Genomic DNA, 16,128 nt, shown 5'->3' on the forward strand with positions numbered 1-16,128 from the left:
GGACGCACGTTCAGCCGCGGGGGCTGCGCTCGGCGATCGCCCGGGCGAGGTCCGCGTGCCAGCGGGCCGCGTTGCTGCCGTCCAGCTGGCCCGCGAAGGCGCGCCGCGCGGCCTGCACCAGCTCGGCCGAAGCGTGCGGGTACGCCTCCCAGACTGCCCAGAGCGCGTTCTCGGTGTCCTCGTCCAGGCCCGTGCAGGTGAGCGGTCCGGTCCCGGACAGGGTCTTGGCCAGCACCGCCTCGAAGACCCGCCGCAGCCGCTCGTCGTCTTCGCGCCCGCGGGCGGGGCGCTCAGCCACCATCGCCGCTGCCACCGCCACCACCGCCATCGCCACCGTCGCCGCTGTCACCGCCGCTCAGGCTCCGGTTCCGGCGCCGGCTGCGCGAGGAGCGGCGCAGCAGGGACCCCGAGGCGAGCGTCACGGACGCCACGGCGCGCACCCAGCGGGGGCCGCCGCGTTCGGCCCACACCACGCACACGCACCCGCCGACCGCGATCACCAGGACACCGACCAGCACGGTACCGACCACGTCTCACCCCTCTCCCGTCCATCCCGTTTCCGGGCCGATCCTCTCAACCCGCAGCCCCGGCTCGCACCCCCGACCCCGCCCGAAACCGGGCCGATCCGGCGTTCAAGCAGACAACCCGCTTGCCATGCAGATGAGTTGGCGCCACGAGGCATTTGCCGGTGTCGAGGCCCCGCGCCGGGTGCGATCACGAACCCGCCGTGTGCCAGGATGCCGACGCTGATCCCCTCTCCGACCATCCGAGCAAAGGAGTCCGCCATGGCCAAGGGCCTGTTCGCGACCCTGCACACCACCCTGGGCCCGATCCGGCTGGAGCTGTTCCAGTTCCACGCGCCGAAGACGGTCCGCAACTTCGTCGAACTCGCCGAGGGCACCCGGGAGTACACCGACCCGCGCACCGGCGGGCCCGGCAGCGGCCCGTACTACGACGGCACGCTCTTCCACCGCGTGGTGGCCGGCTTCATGGTCCAGGGCGGCGACCCCACCGGCAGCGGCACCGGCGGCCCGGGCTACGCCTTCGCCGACGAGTTCCACCCCGAACTGCACTTCACCAGGCCCTACCTGCTCGCCATGGCCAATTCCGGCCCGGGCACCAACGGCTCGCAGTTCTTCATCACCGTCGGCACGCCCGCCCACCTGAACCGTCGGCACACCATCTTCGGCCAGGTCGCCGACGCCGACTCCCGGGCCGTCGTCGACGCCCTCGCGGCCGTCCCCACGGACGGCGAGCGCCCCGTGGAGGACGTCGTGATCACCGAGGTCACCGTCGAGCGGCTCTGACGCCTGCCCCGGCAGTCCGGCAGTCCGGCAGCCCTGCGCCCGTCGTCCGGCGGTGTCACAGCCAGCCGCGGTCGTCGGCGGTGCGCAGGGCCTCGGTGCGGTTGCGGCTGGCGGTCTTGGCGATGGCGGAGGAGAAGTAGTTGCGCACCGTGCCCTCCGAGAGGTAGAGCTTGCCGGCGATCTCGGCGACGCCGGCCCCGGAGCGGGAGGCGTTCAGCACGTCGCGTTCCCGGGCGGTGAGCGGGGAGGCGCCGGCCGCCAGGGTGGCCGCGGCCAGTTCCGGGTCCACCACGCGTTCGCCCGCCGCGACCCGGCGGATGGCGTCGGCGAGCACTTCGGCCGGCGCGTCCTTGACGACGAAGCCGACCGCGCCCGCTTCCATCGCCCGGCGCAGGTAGCCGGCGCGTCCGAAGGTGGTGAGGATGACGACCCGGCAGTCGGGCACCTGCTGGGCCAGGACGGCGGCGGCGGCCAGGCCGTCGAGGCCGGGCATCTCGATGTCCAGGAGGGCCACGTGGGGCCGGTGTTCGCGGGCCGCGTCGACGACCTGGTCGCCGCGTCCGACGGCGGCGACCACCTCGAAGTCGTCCTCCAGGTCGAGCAGGGCGCACAGCGCGGTGCGGACCAGTTCCTGGTCCTCGGCGAGCAGCAGGCGGATCGTCATGTCGTCCCTTTCCGGGCGGGGGCGCGCCCGTGGCGGGCGCTCGGCGGGACGGTGACCAGCAGCCGCCACCCGCGCGGGCTCAGCGGGCCGGCTTCGACGGTACCGCCGGCCGCCGCGACCCGTTCCCGCAGCCCTCTCAGGCCCTTCCCGACCCCGCTGCCCTTCCCGACCCCGCTGCCCTCGCCGGTCCCGCCGGTTCTGCCGTCCGCGCCCGTCCCGTCGTCGCGGATCTCCACGGAGGAGCCGGTGACGGTGACGGTGCAGCGGTCGGCCCGGGCGTGCCGGACCACGTTGGTCAGGCCCTCGCGCACCACCCAGCCGAACAGTTCCCCGTCCCGCGTGGCGACGGGGTCGGTGGACGTCGGCAGGTCGGCTACCACCCCGGCGGCGCGCAGCAGTTCGCGTCCGCGCGCGAGTTCGCCGGCCAGCGTGACGTCGCGGTAGCCGGTGACCGCGGCCCGGACGTCGGCCAGCGCCTGCCGGGACAGCGACTCCACCGCGGCCATCTCCGCCAGCGACTGGTCGGGGTCCTTGGCGGCGAGGCGCTGGGCCAGGCGGGACTTGACGGTGATCGCCGTGAGCGAGTGCCCGAGCAGGTCGTGCAGGTCGCGCGCGATCCGGTTGCGTTCGGCCTCCGAGGCCAGCCGCGCCACCTCGGCCCGGGCGGCCACCAGGGCCTGGTTGGTGGTGGCGATCTCCGCGAACGCCCCCGTGGTGAGCACGGTGAACAGCAGGGCCAGCGCCTGGAAGGTGCCGGGCCCGGCGTGCCAGGCGGGCACCGCCCACGGCACCAGCAGGGCGGCCAGGGTGGCGGTGACGGTCACCAGGGTGGCGTGGCGGCGCCGCAGCACGGCGACGAAGGAGACGACGACGATGGCGAGGTAGAACGCGTTCTCGTGGGCGAACGGCAGCGCGGCCAGGAACAGCGCGCTCATCACCGCCAGCAGCAGGAACACCTGTCGCCGCCGGCGGTGGATCATCGCGGTGGCGGTGAGGACGAAGCAGAGGCAGAACGCGCCGACGACCGCGTACCCGGCGACCAGGGCCGCCCCGGACACGTTGCCGCTCACGGCGACGGCGGTCAGGCACGGGTAGACCAGCATCCCGGCGCTCAGCATGATCCGCCGCCAGCCCTGCACCCACCGTTGCGGGGCGCGCTCCCCTGTGGCGCGCTCCGCGGCGGCGTGCCCGGGGAGGGTCGCCTGCGTGTCCTCGTCCACCCTCGCCCGCCTCACGTCGCATCGGATCGCGCGAACAGGGTACGCAGGTGGCGTCCGTTGATCACGGCGGCCACCCCCGCCAGCACCAGCCCGCACAGGGCCTGCTCGGCCTTCATCCAGAACGGGAAGGTCCCCGGTACGCAGATGATCACGACGATCGCGGCGATCATGACGGCCGAGATGATCCGCAGCCGCCGGTACGCCGCGTACGATCCGCGGGCGGCCCGGGTGGTGAACAGGTACGTGACCACGGCGCTGGCCACGACGAGGCTGCCGCGGATCCACACGGCCGGGTTCACCAGGTCGGGGTGGTTGCGCAGGACGTAGGCGGCCGCCAGGGTGACGACGCTCAGGCCCAGGTAGGCGAACACCAGCCGCCTGACGGTGCGGAAGGCCCGAACGGTGTCGGGGTGGTTCACGTCGGTGGAGGTCATGCCCCCATGCTGTCCGCGCCGCGCCCCCGCCCGGCAGTGTGCTGCCGCACCGGCCGACCGTGACAATTGTCAGCAGGTCAGGGCAGGTCAGGGCAGGTGAGGTTGGGGGGAGGGCCGGGGAAGAGCCGGGGGAAAACGGGGCCGCCGCCCGGCGGTGCCGGGCGGCGGCTGGCCTTCGGTCGTGCGGTGGGGCTCAGGTGCAGCTGGTGAAGGTGGGGCTGGTGTTGGCGATGTAGAGGGTGGCGCCGCCGCTGGGGTCGGAGGTGAGCGGGACGGTGACGGTGTCCTCGGCGGTCCACGGGAAGCCGCGGGCGTCGAACGTCCAGTTGCCGGTGACCTTGCGGGCGAGTTCGGCCAGCGTCACCCAGCCGTACTGCTGGGGCGGGACGTTGACGGTGACGGCGTTGTTGACGGTGGTCGAGCCCTGCCAGACGTTGCTGTAGTTGACGGCGGTCTTGACCGCGGTGGTGAAGACGCCGCCGGGCGCGCCGCCGGAGATCTCCGCCCCGATCTCCCCGCCGAGGGTGCTGGACCAGCCGGTCATGTTGGTGACCGCGAAGTTCTGCTGGGCGGCGCTGCTGGTGTTGTTGAACCAGATCGAGGAGACGCAGATCTTGGGCAGCGGCGCCGCGGGGGCCTCGCTCTTGACGGCCCAGGAGCAGGAGGAGACGTCCTTCTGGCACTGCTTGGCGGCGTGGTCGACGGCGAGGCTGCGGGCGGCCTGCGGGAAGCCGGTGGACCACTGCTGGTTGGCGGTGCCGTTGCAGGTGTACTGGTCGGTCCAGGCGTCGTCGTACTGGGCGCCGAGCAGCAGGTCCAGGCAGGTGTTGTCGCCCAGGTGGCGGATCATGAACGCGTCGGCGGCCCCGGCGACCGGCTGCAGGAACCACCGCTGGCTGGCCTGCCCGGCGCAGGTCTGCTGGCGCAGGGCCGGGGTGAAGAAGGCCAGGTCGATGCACTTGCCGGTGTCGTTGTTGACGATGGTGAAGGAGAAGTCGGAGGGGTCGACGCTCAGCCGCCAGGACTGGTGGTAGCCGGGCGCCGAGTTGGTGACGATGTAGGCGCCGTCGCCCATGGTGCCGTTCTGGACGTCGAGTTGGCGCCCGTTGCTGAGGGACTTGATGGTCAGGCACTGCTGCGGGGAGGCGCAGGCGGCGGCCGGCGCCGTGGCGGCGTGGGCCCGCGCGGTCGCGAGCGGGGAGGCGGTGAAGCCCAGGGCGGCGCAACAGGCCACCAGGACGGCCGCTATCAGGCGCAGCCAGGGAGCCGTTCGGCTCGGGGTCGTGGCGGAAAGCACGGGGGTCGGGTCCTTTCGTCGGGAACGGGGAGAGGGAGAGGGGGGAGAGGGGAGAGGAGGCGGAAGGAAGGAAGGAAGGAGGGCGGGCCGGTCAGGCGGCGGCGAAGGCCGCTTCCAGGCGCGGGACGTAGTCCACGAGGTCCTGCGCCCAGCAGCCCGCGCTGTGGCCGCCGTTGCAGGCGGTGCCCCAGCCGGCGCCGTTGCCGTAGTCGACGTAGTGGTAGCGGTAACCGAGGGCGTCCAGGCGGTCCTTGAGGCGCTTGGCGGTGCCCTCGGCCCAGAACTCCATGTCGGAGGCGCTGCCGTTGCCGTTGCCGGTGTAGACCGCGATGCCGGTGTCGGCGAGCGCGCCCACGCGGGAGACCGGGTCCGCGGCGTTCCAGCGCCAGTCGGCGTTGAACACCGGGTACGGCGAGCCGAAGATCGCGTCGCTGGAGACCGTGGGGCCGAAGTCGAGGCCGCAGGGCTTGCCGTCGCTGGGCCCGCACAGCACGGTGCCGGCGTTGGTCAGGGTGGCGACCACGGCCCCGCGGATGATCATCTCGTTCACGGAGAGGTCGTTCGCGCCGGACATGGTGAGGACCTGGCCGAACAGCTGGGGCCGGTCCTGCGCGTAGTGCAGCGCGCCGAAGCCGCCCATCGACAGGCCGCCGACGGCCCGGCTCCTGCGGCCCGTCAGGGTGCGCAGGTTGGCGTCGATGAACGGGACGACCTGGTCGAGGTGGAAGGTCTCCCAGTTCTGCGCCCCGGCGGCGGTGTTCTGGTCGAGCCAGTCGGTGTACCAGCCGCGCAGGCCGCCGTCCGGGATGACGGTGATCATCGACTGCGCGGCGGTGAGGGCGGGGTAGGCCAGGGCCGGGTCGCTCGGGTTGTCCGAGGCGCCGTGCAGGAAGTACAGGACCGGGTAGCGCTTGGCCGGGCTGGCCGCGTAGTCGGCGGGCAGCAGGATCCGGATGGTGTGCTCCCCGGCGACCTGGGGTGTGGTGACGGTGAGCACGAAGTTGGTGGCGCTGCCGGTGGGGGCGCCGACCTGGGTGAGCCCGAAGCCGTCCTTCATCGGCGGCGGGGCGGGGGCCTCGGCGGGCGCGGCGGGCGCGGCGGGCACGCCCAGCAGCAGGAGGCAGGCGGCCAGGGCGGCGACGGCCGTCCTGGCGTGCCGGAGCCGGGCGCGCGGGGGCCGTACGGGCGGGCGCCGGGCGGGCTGGGCTGGTGTCATGGGTCGTCCTTGGCCGTGAGGGTGCCGCTGTTCCCGGGGGGAACCGCTGGAACTGTCTGAGCACCGACAACTCTTGCGAGATCACCTCGCGGTCCGCCAGAGCGCCCTGCGGCGCACCTGGGCCACTGGCGCATGTGCGCCACCGGCGTGGGTAGCCTCCGACGGCCCGTCCGGGCGACACCGGCACAACGACAAGCCGACAAACCGACGAGCGGACGGGCCGACACAACGGCACAGCGCCGAGCCGACACACCGATACACCGATACACCGATACACCGACACGATGACGGGGGACGTCGTGCACGACGTGCTGGATCCAGACTCCGAACGCGGCCGGATCTACCGCTGCCTGGTCGGCCGTCCGCAGGCGCGGGCGGCGGAGCTGGCGGCCGGGGTCGGCCTCGGCGAGGGCGTCGTCCTGGCCGTGCTCAGGGAACTCGCCGACGAGGGAGTCGTCGTGGCCTGCAACGGTGAGGGCCCGCGCGGCGACGGCCCGCGCGACGACGGTCACCGCGACGACGGTCACCGCGACGACGGTCACCGCGACGACGGTCACCGCGACCGCGCCTGGGAGGCGCTGCCGCCCGGCCGGGTGGTCGAGGCGGTGCTGCAGAGCGACGCCGTCCGGCAGGCCGCGGCGCGCCGGGCCGGGGCGGAACTGGAACGCCTCTACCGCTTCGCCCGGCGCGACGCCGGCACCTACGGCGCCCTGGAGGTGGTCGAGGACGCCGCCCAGGTGCTGGCGGCCAGCCGGCGACTCCAGCTGGCCGCCCGCCACCAGGTGCGGGTCATCGACGTGCCGCCCTATTCCGGCAGTTCGGCCTACTACCTCGACCAGGAGGTGCTGCAGCGCCAGCGGATGGCCGCCGGGGTCGTCTACCGCTCGATCTACCACGGCTGCGCCTTCGACGACCCGGTCGCGGGCCCCAACATGGCGCGCATGATGGAGGCGGGGGAGCAGGCCCGCACGCTGGACGATCCGCCGCTCAAGCTGGCCCTGGGCGACGACGACCTGGCGATCGTCACGCTGGCGGCCGACGGGCGCCCGGGCGTCGTCTCGCTGCTGATCCGGCCCTCGGGCCTGCTGCGGGCGCTGGCCGCGGTGTTCGAGACGCTCTGGCGGCTGGCCGTCCCGGCGTCGGTGTCCGCCGCCGACCTGCAGATCGGCGAGCGGGACCGCCGCATCCTGACCCTGATGGCCAGCGGTGCCACGGACGACGCCATCGCCCGGCGGCTGGGGCTGGGGCGGCGCACGGTGGTGCGCCGGGTCTCGGCGCTGCTGGCCCAGCTGGGGGCCACCACGCGTTTCCAGGCGGGCGTGCAGGCGGCCCGGCGCGGTTGGCTGTGAGCCGTCCGTGCCGGGCCGGACCCCTGGGGGGTGGGGGTCAGGGAAAGGCGGTCAGCAGGTGCCCGCCGCGCGGTCGCGCACGACCAGGTCGGTGCGGCCGGGGGTGGAGTCCAGCCAGACCACCCGGGTGCCCTGGTCGGCGGCGGGCTGGTCCTGGCCGCCCCGGTCGCAGGAGAGGCGCTGCGGGGTGCCGCCGCCGGTCGGCAGCTGCCAGAGCTTGGGCAGTGCGGCGTTGGTCCAGCCGCCGGCGGGCTTGGTGCCCTCGACCTTGTAGGTGACGGCCTGGTCGGAGGCGGTGAGGCTGCCGCCGCGCGTCGGGGCGTTCGGCGAGTCGGCGGCCAGCACCTCGGTCACGCCGGAGCCGTCCAGGGCGCCGGAGCGGATGGAGGCGCGGGCGGTCGCGCCGTCGGGGGTGTCCAGCCACAGCAGCCGTCCGCCGGCGAGCCGGGCGGAGGAGGCGGTGCTCGCGGCGGCGCCGGGAGCGGCGTGCGCGGTGTACTGCGCGGTGACCTTGCCGGCGGCGATCGAGTAGACGGTCGGCGCGGTGACGTACTGCTGTCCGTCCTGCCAGGACTCGGTCCAGGCGAGGTAGCCGTCCTTGAGGGTGAGGTCGTCCGGGTGGTGCCCGTCGGCCAGCGGAAGTTCGACCGCGGGGGCCCCGTCGTGGGACAGCCGGATGCTGGTGCGGTGGGTGGTGAAGTCGTTCACGGTGAAGGCGATGTCGCCGCCGGAGACCTGGGGGCTGCCGGGCTCCGTCCCGTCGGCGAGGAACAGGCTGCGGACCGGGCCGGCGCCGGACAGCGGTGCGGCCAGCAGTTCGCGGCTGTGGTTCTGGGCGGTGGTGCCGATGGCCTTCCACACGGCGGTGGTGCCGTCGGTGGCGGGCCAGCTGTGGTAGCGGCCGTCGTCCGGGCTGAGCCGGACGGGGGCGCCGCGCCCGGTGGTGGAGCCGGTGTACAGCGCGGTGGTGTCGGGGCGGGTGCCGCCCGTGCCCTTGACCGGGTCGGGGGCGGGGGCCATCGCCACCCAGTGCCCGCCGCCGGCGGCCGGGGGCGCCATCGAGTAGGAGAGGTTGCGCGCCAGCGTGCGGCTGTCCATGCCGATCCGGCTCTCCCAGCCGGGCTTGATCCCGTGCGCGTCGAACGCGGCTGCCACGGTGCGCAGTTGGGCGTGGCTGAGGCCGAGGTCGCGGCCGGCCGCCAGGGCCGCGTTGCGCCCGGCCACGAAGTCGTCGAGCGGGGTGAGGTAGGCGGTGAGCGCCCGGTAGACCACCCGGTCGGCGGTGAGCGGGTCGAGGGTGCGCCGGACGTCCCACAGGGCGCCGCTGAAGATGGTGGCGTTGAGGTGCTGTCCGCCGTTGTCGACCGTGCCGCCGAGGTAGTCGTCCACGGTGGTGCGGTGGTCGTCCATCCGGCGGTCCGCGCAGGCCTGCGGGGTGCCGGTGCGGCACTTGCTCTCGCCGAGCAGCGCGGCCGCCGGGTCGTTCATGGACATGCCGCGGGCGGTGACCTCGATGGCGTTGCCGAAGTAGTCGGCGATGCCCTCGTTCATCGCGCCGGCCTGGCCCATGCCGGCCAGGTCGGCGGTGTTCGATATGACGCCGTGGGTCATCTCGTGCCCGGCGATGTCGAGGGCGGCGGAGAACGGGTAGTAGTTGGGGCCCCCGCTGCCGTAGACCATCTTCTTCCCGTCCCAGTACGCGTTGGCGTAGGGGGCGCCGTCCTGGGTCACGTTGACGACGGAGGTGATCGCGCCGCCCTTGCCGTCCAGGCCGTTGCGGCCGAACCGGTCGTGGTAGAAGTCGTACACGATACCGGCGTTGACGCTGGCGTCGGTGGCGCCGCTGGTGCCGGCGGAGGCCGGGAAGTCCGGGCCGGGGGAGTGGGCCGGGGGGAGGTCGGCGGGGATGCCGCCGCCGAAGTCCATCTCGTCCCGGCCGCCCGCGTCGTAGGTGGTGATGGCGGCGGGCCGGGTGAGGTCGGTGAGCTGGTAACTGCCGTCCGGCAGGCGGGCGATGTTCACCTTGGCGGAGTTGCCGTGGGCGTCCGGCGCGGTCCCGGTGGCGGGTTCGAGGCCGGCCGCGGCGCTCCCGTCGGCGGCGCTCCCGGCATTGCCGCCCGTCGGGAGCGGGGCGCGGGTGTCGTAGGCGAGGGCGACCACGCCGACGGTGGCGTCCACGAAGACCTCGCGGGCCGCCGGCGCCCCGGTCGCCGGGTCGGCGGCGTGCACGGTGAAGCGCTGGGCGAGCCGGCCGGCGCCGTCCGGCAGGACGACCAGGCCGTGGTCCTCGGCGGTGGCCGCGGCCCGGGCCTTCGGGTCCTGGACGGAGCCGAGCGCCAGATCCCGCAGGGCGGCGGCCGGGACGGTGGCGGTGGTCGGCACGGTCAGGCCGGTGAAGTACTTGCCGCCGACCGACTCGACGCGCTGCCCGGCGCCCTCGCCCGTCAGATGCACCAGGTACTGCGCGCCGAACACGGGCACGCCGTCGTGGCGCTGCTCGAACCTGACGGTGCGCCGGCCGTCGGCGGTGCTCTCGGATCCGACCTCGGCCAGCTCGCCGGGGTCGACGTGGTAGCGGTCGGCGTGGGCCGCGAGGTGGGCGCGGGCGGCGTCGGCGGGGCTGCCGACGGCCGGCTCGGCCAGGCCGGTGACCAGCTGTGGGGCGGCGGTGTCCTGACCGGCCACCAGGGAGGGCACCGGGTCGGGGGTGGCCGCGGGCCCGGCCAGGGCGGGCGGCGCGGCCAGGGCCAGCGCCACCACGGCGGTGGCGCCGATGCCGAGTGCTGTGGACGTGCGGGAACGACGGGGCACGGAGGTCCTCTCGCAGGGCCGAACGGTGGTCGCGGCGGGCCGGCCGCGCCGGACCACCGCGACGATCACGATAAGTCATCCAACGTCATATGTCGATAGACTTTCTATGTGCCCTCGGAGGGCCGGAACCCGACTCCCGCAACCGGCCCCGCAACCGGCCCGGAAACCCCAACCCGCCCCGCCCGGCGAGCGATTCGTTCAAGACGCCACCACACCCCCCGGCCGACACTGACCCGCATGACCGATCGCGCCTTCACCCCCGCCGCCGGCCGCCTCGGCCCCGTACGCCTCTACGACCCCATCGTCTCCCTCACCCGCGAACGCCTGTGGCGCAGCCTGCTCGCCATGCACGTGGCCCCCCGCCCCGACGACGTGATCCTCGACGTCGGCTGCGGCACCGGCTCACTGGCCGTCCTCCTCGGCCGCGTCGAACCCCGCGCCCGCGTCATCGGCGTCGACCCCGACCCCACCACCCTCGAAGTGGCCCGCCGCAAGGCCGCCGCCGCCGGAGTGACCCCCGAATGGCACATCGGCATGGGCGACGCCGTCGCCGACCTCGTGGGCGCCGAAACGGCCGACACCGTCGTCTCCAGCCTCGTCCTCCACCAGTGCCCCATCCCCATGAAACAGGCCGTCCTCGCCTCCATGCACACGGCGCTGCGCCCTGGCGGCAAGCTCGTCATCGCCGACTTCGGACGCCAGCGCACGGCCGCCATGCGCCTGGCGTTCCGCATCGTGCAACTGGCGGACGGCAAGGAGGACACCCAGCCCAACGCCGACGGCATCCTGCCCCGGCTGATCACCGAGGCCGGCTTCCACGGCGTGCGCGAGACCGAGACCGTCTCCACGCTCACCGGCTCGCTGTCGTTCTACGTCGCCCGCCGCGCGTAGGCCGCCCGTCGGGTTCCCCGTGCGACCGGTGACCACGGGTACGCCGGCGGGCTCGCGCCTCCTGCTCAGCCGGGCGTCGTGTACTTCACCCGCTCCTGGAGCGGGGTCAAACGCTCCGTCAGCCAGCGTGTCTCGATGCTCTCCACGCGGTCGGGCGGTTCGTCCTCGTCCCCGGCCCAGCACATGTAGATGTCGACCGTCCCGTGCGGGAGGGCCGCGGACACCAGCGCCGCCAGGAATTCCCGGGAGTGCTTCTGAGCGAGGAACTCCTCGCGCTCCTCGTCCCGCATCGCGTCGACGAGCGCCATCGCGTCGGCCGTGTCGGTGAACCCCTCCCACTCGAACCGGGAGCTGTTGAATCCGCAGCCGCAGCCCTCGTGCGAGCCGACGTAGGTCACGTGCGGTGAAGTGAAGCGGGCTCGAACGGGCGCGTCGGCGGCGATCTCGCGAACCCCGCAGTAGCAGGTCCCGAGCCGGGGACCGGCGGTGCAGGGGATTGGCAGCACGGGCTGTTCGGTTCCGATCCACACCATCAGACACATGCGGACGAGGCTACGCCGGGCCCGAGGCGCCCGCCCGGCCCGAGGCGCGCAGCACCGGGAGCACCGCGGACGGCGTCAGCCCCGTCATCTCCCGCATCTGCCGGCTGAAGTGCGCCTGGTCCGCGAAGCCGCCCGCCAGCGCCGCCTCGGCGAGCGTGCGCCCCTCGCCCAGCGCGTCGGCGGCGCGGGCCAGCCGCCGCCAGATCCGCCAGCGCGCCAGCGGCACCCCCAACTGCCGCCGCGCCAGCGCCCGCAGGCGCTGCGGCGACAGCCCCACCCGCGCCGCGAGCCCCGGCAGCGCGACCCGGTGGTCCGTCAGCGCCTCCATCGCCGCCCACAGCCGCACGTCCACCTCGGCCGACGGCAGCACCCCGGACGGACACAGGTCCTCCTCCACCAGGTCCCGCCACTGGGGTGCCACGGTGACACCGTCACCGCACCCCGCCCGCAGCCGGTCCGCGAACGCGCAGTGCGGATCGACGAAGAACGCCGACACCTCCCGGACCGGCGCCATCCGGTGCCACACCATCGGCGCCACCACCACCGCCGCACCCCGGTGGCGGACCCCGGCCCCGTCCACGATCGTCACCTCGCCGCCCGCCGCCGCGACGGCAACCTGGAACGCGGCGTGCCGATGTGACGTACTGTCCGCCAACGGCCCCCGGTACAGCGCGTACCCCGCGCCCACCACGAAGCGCCGCCCGATCCCCTCCCGCTGCCCCATCCGCCCGATGCTGCCAGAGCGCCGCACCCGCCACCCCGGATTCCGGCCACCCCCTAGCGCCGCAGGCCCACCTCGCGGGCCTTCCAGGCCAGGGCCATCGCGAACCGGACCGTGCCCACCAGCCCGGCCAGGGCGAGCGCGATCCACAGCGGGATCCCGAGCAGGCTCGGCCGGCCCGTGATCATCCGCTCGCCGGCGAGCCACACCCTGGTCTCGTGGCCGTCCGGATACAGCTTCCCGGTGGGCCGCTCCTCGCTGAACTCCCGGCCGCCGGCACTCCAGTGGTACGTGCAGCCGTAGATGTCGCGGCCCTGGTTCTGGTCGTCCAGCTCCCGGCCCGTCGTCCGGCAGCCCGTCACGGTGGCCGTGACGCCGGGCGGCTCGTGCAGCCTGGTCCGGACGGCGTAGGCGGCCTGCGCCGCCGCGAACACCGCGCCCAGGGCGAGCACCAGCAGCAGCACCAGCGCCACACAGGAGACGACGTAGTCGGTGGTGGAGACCCGACGCAGCAGCGGCAGCGAGGCACCGACGGCCGCCAGCAGCGCGACCCCGCACACCACCAGCCACCACCGCCGATCGCCCGGCAGATCCTGCGACCCCGCCCACACCACCGGCCCGGCCGCGCCCCCCAGCACCGCCACCCCCGCCACCACACCCACCGCACACCGCCGGTGCAGCGCCCCCCACTCCACGGAAGCCTCGCGCCCCACCCCGCCCCCTCTCCCCGCCGCCCACCCGCCCGACACCGCCACCCCCGAGGACGCCCCCACCCGATGTCACGGTTTCGGTCCGCGCCCGGTCTTCATCGGTGAACAGGGCGCGGCAGACACCCGCGCCCCCCGCTGCAGGAGAGGGACGAGCCATGGAAACCGTGACCGTGCGACGGGTCATCGCGGCGCCGATCGCCGAGGTGTTCGACTGGTGCGCCACGAGCACCAACTACACCCGCTCCCCGTTCGTGCTCAGGGCGCGCCTGGCCCGGCCCGGCGAGGGCGCGCCCTACGGGGTGGGCGCCGTGCGGCTGCACACCTGGCTGATCGGCTGGTTCAACGAGCGGATCACCGCCTACAACGCCCCGCACGGCTTCGACTACACCGTCGACCGCAGCTTCCCGCCGGCCCGGCACGAGTTCGGCCGGATGACCTTCGAGGAGGTCCCCGAGGGCACCCTGGTCGTCTGGACGACCGGCTTCGCGCTCCCCATCCCCCTCGTCGGCGCGGCCTTCGCCCGCCGGGTCGGCAAGCCCGTCATCGCCCACGTCTTCGGCGCCATCCTGGCCGCCGCCGCCACCGACCTCGAAGCCGCCCCGAAGAAGCGCCCCTGACGCCGCGCCCCCACGGCAGGAGCGGGACGGCTCAGGCCGGCGGGTTCGGCCGGTTCAGGCCGCGGTCGTAGGCGAAGATCACGGCCTGCACCCGGTCCCGGGCGCCGATCTTCGACAGCACCCGGCTGACGTGCGTCTTGACGGTCGACTCCGCGAGCACCAGGCGCTGCGCGATCTCGCCGTTGGTCCAGCCCCGGCCGACCGCGACCAGGATCTCGCGCTCGCGCTCGGTCAGGGCGTTCAGCCGCGGATCGTCCTCGGCGGCCGCGCCGGGCGGGCGCACGGGCAGGTGGTGGGCGTAGGCGTCCAGGAGGCGCCGGGTGATGGCGGGGGCGACGACGGCGTCGCCCTCGGAGACGGCGCGGATCCCGGCCAGGAGGTCCTCCGGGCGGGCGTCCTTGAGGAGGAAGCCGCTGGCGCCGGCGCGCAGCGCGGCGTGGGCGTACTCGTCGAGGTCGAAGGTGGTCAGGACGAGGATGCGCGAGCGCCCGCCGGTGGCGACGATGCGCCGGGTGGCCTCGATGCCGTCCATGCCGGGCATCCGGATGTCCATCAGGACGACGTCGGGCCGCAGGTCGGCCGCCAGGCGCACGGCCTCGGCGCCGTGCGCGGCCTCGCCGACGACCTCCGTGCCGGGCTGGCTCTCCAGCAGCATCCGGAAGCCGTACCGCTGGAGCGGCTGGTCGTCGACGATGAGGACCGTGGTCACGTCAGGCCGCCTGTCGGGTCGGGGTCGGGGTCGGGGGTGAAGGCGCCGAGGCCGCCAGGGCCGCCGGGTCCGTCGGGTCCATCGGGGGTGAGGTCGAGGACGGCCTCCACGGTCCATCCTGCCCCGGGCCCGGGCCCGGCGGTGACGGTGCCCCCGTACAGGGCCGCGCGTTCGCGCATGCCCGTGAGCCCGTGCCCCTCCTCGCCCGCCGGACCGCCGTGCACCGCCCCGCCGGGCGGACCGCCGTCCCGCACCCGCACCCGCAGGCGGCCGCCCTCGGCGGCCAGCGTCACGTGCGCCCGGGTGTCGGGCCCGGCGTGCTTGAGGGTGTTGGTGAGCGCCTCCTGGACGATCCGGTACGCCATCAGCTGCACCCCGCGGTCCAGCCGCTCCACCTCGCCGCGCGCGGTGTACACGACCTGCGGCCCGGCGGCCCGGATGCGCGCGCACAGCCCGTCGAGGTCGGCGATGCCCGGCTGCGGCGTGAACTCGGGGCCCTGCTCGCCCTGGTCGCGCAGGACACCGAGCATGCGCCGCAGCTCGCCCAGCGCCTGGCGGCTGGTCTCCCCGATCAGCAGCAGCGCCTCCCGGCCCCGCTCGGGGGAGGCCTCGGTCGCGTACGCGCCGCCGTCCGCCAGGGTGATGATCACGGACAGGTTGTGGCCGATGATGTCGTGCATCTCCCGGGCCACCCGGGTGCGCTCGGTGGCGGTGGCCAGCCGGCTGCGCTGGTCGCGCTCGACCTCCAGCCGCGCCGCCCGCTCGCGCAGCCCGGCGAGCTGGGCCCGGCGGATGCGCACCGCGATGCCGACGGCCACCGCCGCCGTCGCCGCGCTGAACAGGAAGAACAGGGCGTCCCCGACCGGCAGCCCGCCGGACAGCTCCACCGCGACCAGGGCCGACGCGCCGGTCATCGCCGCGCACGCCCACGCCAGGTGCCGCAGGCTCCCGTGCAGGGCCAGGCTGTAGAGGGCGACGAGCAGCGCGACGTCCGCGCGCAGCGCCACCCCCAGGGACCACTGCAGGACGAACACGGCCGCGACCGCCGCGAACGCCGTCGCCGGTCGCCGCCGGCGCCACAGCAGCGGTAGCAGCAGCCCCGCCTGCAAGGCCAGCAGCGCCGCCAGCGGCGGGCGGGCGAAGACGATCCGGTGCTCGCGCGCCCGCTCCCCGCCGTCGTGGAAGGGCAGCAGGTCCGGCAGGCAGAACAGCAGGAAGACCGCGGCCACCACCGCGGTGTCCAGCACCCACGGGTGGTCGCGGTCCGCTTGCCGCGCCCGCTGCCCCAGCCGGGCCAGGCGCGCGAACACCGGGTACCCCGACAGCGGGTCGCCCCCCGCCCCCGCGGCGGTGTCGTGCTCGCTCACGGCGTCACCTTCGTCCAGCTCGTCCGGAACGGTCGTCACCTTCGTCCAGCCCATCCGCAAACGGTCGTCACCTTCGTCCAGCTCACCCCGGAACGGATACGGATACGAAACGGGCCCGGTGCGGCACCCGACTCGAACGGGCACCGCACCGGGACGTCCACGCAGTCTCCCAGCCCTCAGAGGGTGTTCGATAGGGGATTCCCCCCAACTGTCCGGCTTTGGTTCTTGCGGCACGGACTCGTTTTCAGGATCTCGTGGCGGCCGGGTCCGTGT

The 16,128-nt window shown here is 74.5% G+C and carries 17 protein-coding genes; 4 read left to right on the forward strand and 13 right to left on the reverse strand.

Annotated features, from left to right (window positions below; all coding sequences use genetic code 11):
- Positions 1–10 precede the first annotated feature (10 nt).
- Together AB0O82_RS28710 and AB0O82_RS28715 are read right to left on the reverse strand one after the other, a co-directional pair.
- A complete protein-coding gene (locus AB0O82_RS28710; protein WP_363586819.1) occupies positions 11–349 on the reverse strand; it encodes a hypothetical protein in 339 nt (112 codons plus the stop codon).
- Entirely contained in the window at positions 291–530 is a 240-nt protein-coding gene (locus tag AB0O82_RS28715; protein WP_363586820.1) for a hypothetical protein, read from the reverse strand. The genes AB0O82_RS28710 and AB0O82_RS28715 overlap by 59 nt, the downstream gene beginning before the upstream one ends.
- A 255-nt stretch (positions 531–785) precedes the next feature.
- On the opposite strand from AB0O82_RS28715, the gene AB0O82_RS28720 reads away from it, so the two are divergent.
- A complete protein-coding gene (locus AB0O82_RS28720) occupies positions 786–1,307 on the forward strand; it encodes a peptidylprolyl isomerase (RefSeq protein ID WP_363586821.1) in 522 nt (173 codons plus the stop codon).
- Between the two features lie 55 nt (positions 1,308–1,362).
- On the opposite strand, the gene AB0O82_RS28725 is transcribed toward AB0O82_RS28720, so the two are convergent.
- The 5 genes from AB0O82_RS28725 to AB0O82_RS28745 all read right to left on the reverse strand — a co-directional run bounded on the left by AB0O82_RS28725 (position 1,363) and on the right by AB0O82_RS28745 (position 6,138).
- The gene (locus AB0O82_RS28725; protein WP_363586822.1) at positions 1,363–1,971 is read right to left on the reverse strand and encodes a response regulator transcription factor; all 609 of its coding nucleotides are present in this window, start codon (positions 1,969–1,971) and stop codon (positions 1,363–1,365) included.
- Positions 1,968–3,191: a histidine kinase gene (locus tag AB0O82_RS28730; RefSeq protein ID WP_363586823.1), complete on the reverse strand. Its 1,224-nt coding sequence runs from the start codon at positions 3,189–3,191 to the stop codon at positions 1,968–1,970. The genes AB0O82_RS28725 and AB0O82_RS28730 overlap by 4 nt, the downstream gene beginning before the upstream one ends.
- A gap of 11 nt (positions 3,192–3,202) precedes the next feature.
- Positions 3,203–3,625 (reverse strand): hypothetical protein, encoded by a 423-nt coding sequence (locus AB0O82_RS28735; protein ID WP_363586824.1) that lies wholly within the window; start codon positions 3,623–3,625, stop codon positions 3,203–3,205.
- A 193-nt stretch (positions 3,626–3,818) separates the two neighbouring features.
- Positions 3,819–4,922 carry an RICIN domain-containing protein gene (locus AB0O82_RS28740; RefSeq protein WP_363586825.1) on the reverse strand — a complete coding sequence of 368 codons (1,104 nt, stop codon included), beginning with the start codon at positions 4,920–4,922 and terminating at the stop codon, positions 3,819–3,821.
- A gap of 91 nt (positions 4,923–5,013) precedes the next feature.
- Positions 5,014–6,138 carry an alpha/beta hydrolase-fold protein gene (locus AB0O82_RS28745; RefSeq protein WP_363586826.1) on the reverse strand — a complete coding sequence of 375 codons (1,125 nt, stop codon included), beginning with the start codon at positions 6,136–6,138 and terminating at the stop codon, positions 5,014–5,016.
- Positions 6,139–6,422: 284 nt separating this feature from the next.
- Between AB0O82_RS28745 and AB0O82_RS28750 the strand changes: the two genes are divergently transcribed.
- Positions 6,423–7,487: a LuxR C-terminal-related transcriptional regulator gene (locus AB0O82_RS28750; RefSeq protein ID WP_363586827.1), complete on the forward strand. Its 1,065-nt coding sequence runs from the start codon at positions 6,423–6,425 to the stop codon at positions 7,485–7,487.
- Positions 7,488–7,538: 51 nt separating this feature from the next.
- Here the strand turns inward: AB0O82_RS28750 and AB0O82_RS28755 are convergent, their stop codons facing one another.
- A complete protein-coding gene (locus AB0O82_RS28755; protein ID WP_363586828.1) occupies positions 7,539–10,298 on the reverse strand; it encodes a M4 family metallopeptidase in 2,760 nt (919 codons plus the stop codon).
- A 237-nt stretch (positions 10,299–10,535) separates the two neighbouring features.
- Here AB0O82_RS28755 and AB0O82_RS28760 point away from each other — a divergent pair, with 237 nt between their 5' ends.
- Positions 10,536–11,189 carry a class I SAM-dependent methyltransferase gene (locus tag AB0O82_RS28760; RefSeq protein WP_063352855.1) on the forward strand — a complete coding sequence of 218 codons (654 nt, stop codon included), beginning with the start codon at positions 10,536–10,538 and terminating at the stop codon, positions 11,187–11,189.
- Between the two features lie 65 nt (positions 11,190–11,254).
- Here the strand turns inward: AB0O82_RS28760 and AB0O82_RS28765 are convergent, their stop codons facing one another.
- The 3 genes from AB0O82_RS28765 to AB0O82_RS28775 are packed head-to-tail and all read right to left on the reverse strand — an operon-like array spanning position 11,255 to position 13,096.
- Positions 11,255–11,731, reverse strand: a complete 477-nt coding sequence (locus AB0O82_RS28765; RefSeq protein ID WP_363586829.1) for a hypothetical protein — start codon at positions 11,729–11,731, stop codon at positions 11,255–11,257.
- A 10-nt stretch (positions 11,732–11,741) separates the two neighbouring features.
- Positions 11,742–12,455 carry an AraC family transcriptional regulator gene (locus AB0O82_RS28770; RefSeq protein ID WP_363586830.1) on the reverse strand — a complete coding sequence of 238 codons (714 nt, stop codon included), beginning with the start codon at positions 12,453–12,455 and terminating at the stop codon, positions 11,742–11,744.
- Between the two features lie 53 nt (positions 12,456–12,508).
- Complete coding sequence (locus AB0O82_RS28775) at positions 12,509–13,096, reverse strand: hypothetical protein (protein WP_363586831.1); 588 nt, start codon at positions 13,094–13,096, stop codon at positions 12,509–12,511.
- A gap of 221 nt (positions 13,097–13,317) precedes the next feature.
- Here AB0O82_RS28775 and AB0O82_RS28780 point away from each other — a divergent pair, with 221 nt between their 5' ends.
- A complete protein-coding gene (locus AB0O82_RS28780) occupies positions 13,318–13,779 on the forward strand; it encodes an SRPBCC family protein (RefSeq protein WP_363586832.1) in 462 nt (153 codons plus the stop codon).
- 31 nt (positions 13,780–13,810) lie between these two features.
- Here the strand turns inward: AB0O82_RS28780 and AB0O82_RS28785 are convergent, their stop codons facing one another.
- Entirely contained in the window at positions 13,811–14,488 is a 678-nt protein-coding gene (locus tag AB0O82_RS28785; RefSeq protein WP_363586833.1) for a response regulator transcription factor, read from the reverse strand.
- Positions 14,485–15,909 carry a sensor histidine kinase gene (locus AB0O82_RS28790; protein ID WP_363586834.1) on the reverse strand — a complete coding sequence of 475 codons (1,425 nt, stop codon included), beginning with the start codon at positions 15,907–15,909 and terminating at the stop codon, positions 14,485–14,487. Before AB0O82_RS28790 ends, AB0O82_RS28785 begins: the two co-directional genes overlap by 4 nt.
- Positions 15,910–16,128: the final 219 nt, after the last annotated feature.

The sequence above is a fragment of the Kitasatospora sp. NPDC088264 genome (assembly GCF_040685715.1).
In the GTDB taxonomy this organism is placed as follows: Bacteria; Actinomycetota; Actinomycetes; order Streptomycetales; family Streptomycetaceae; genus Kitasatospora.

Coding starts and splice junctions, on each gene's coding strand:
- AB0O82_RS28720 (WP_363586821.1), top strand. CDS start 786: ATGGCCAAGGGCCTGTTCGCGACCCTGCACACCACCCTGGGCCCGATC.
- AB0O82_RS28725 (WP_363586822.1), bottom strand. CDS start 1,971: ATGACGATCCGCCTGCTGCTCGCCGAGGACCAGGAACTGGTCCGCACC.
- AB0O82_RS28735 (WP_363586824.1), bottom strand. CDS start 3,625: ATGACCTCCACCGACGTGAACCACCCCGACACCGTTCGGGCCTTCCGC.
- AB0O82_RS28745 (WP_363586826.1), bottom strand. CDS start 6,138: ATGACACCAGCCCAGCCCGCCCGGCGCCCGCCCGTACGGCCCCCGCGC.
- AB0O82_RS28750 (WP_363586827.1), top strand. CDS start 6,423: ATGACGGGGGACGTCGTGCACGACGTGCTGGATCCAGACTCCGAACGC.
- AB0O82_RS28760 (WP_063352855.1), top strand. CDS start 10,536: ATGACCGATCGCGCCTTCACCCCCGCCGCCGGCCGCCTCGGCCCCGTA.
- AB0O82_RS28765 (WP_363586829.1), bottom strand. CDS start 11,731: ATGTGTCTGATGGTGTGGATCGGAACCGAACAGCCCGTGCTGCCAATC.
- AB0O82_RS28770 (WP_363586830.1), bottom strand. CDS start 12,455: ATGGGGCAGCGGGAGGGGATCGGGCGGCGCTTCGTGGTGGGCGCGGGG.
- AB0O82_RS28780 (WP_363586832.1), top strand. CDS start 13,318: ATGGAAACCGTGACCGTGCGACGGGTCATCGCGGCGCCGATCGCCGAG.
- AB0O82_RS28790 (WP_363586834.1), bottom strand. CDS start 15,909: ATGGGCTGGACGAAGGTGACGACCGTTCCGGACGAGCTGGACGAAGGT.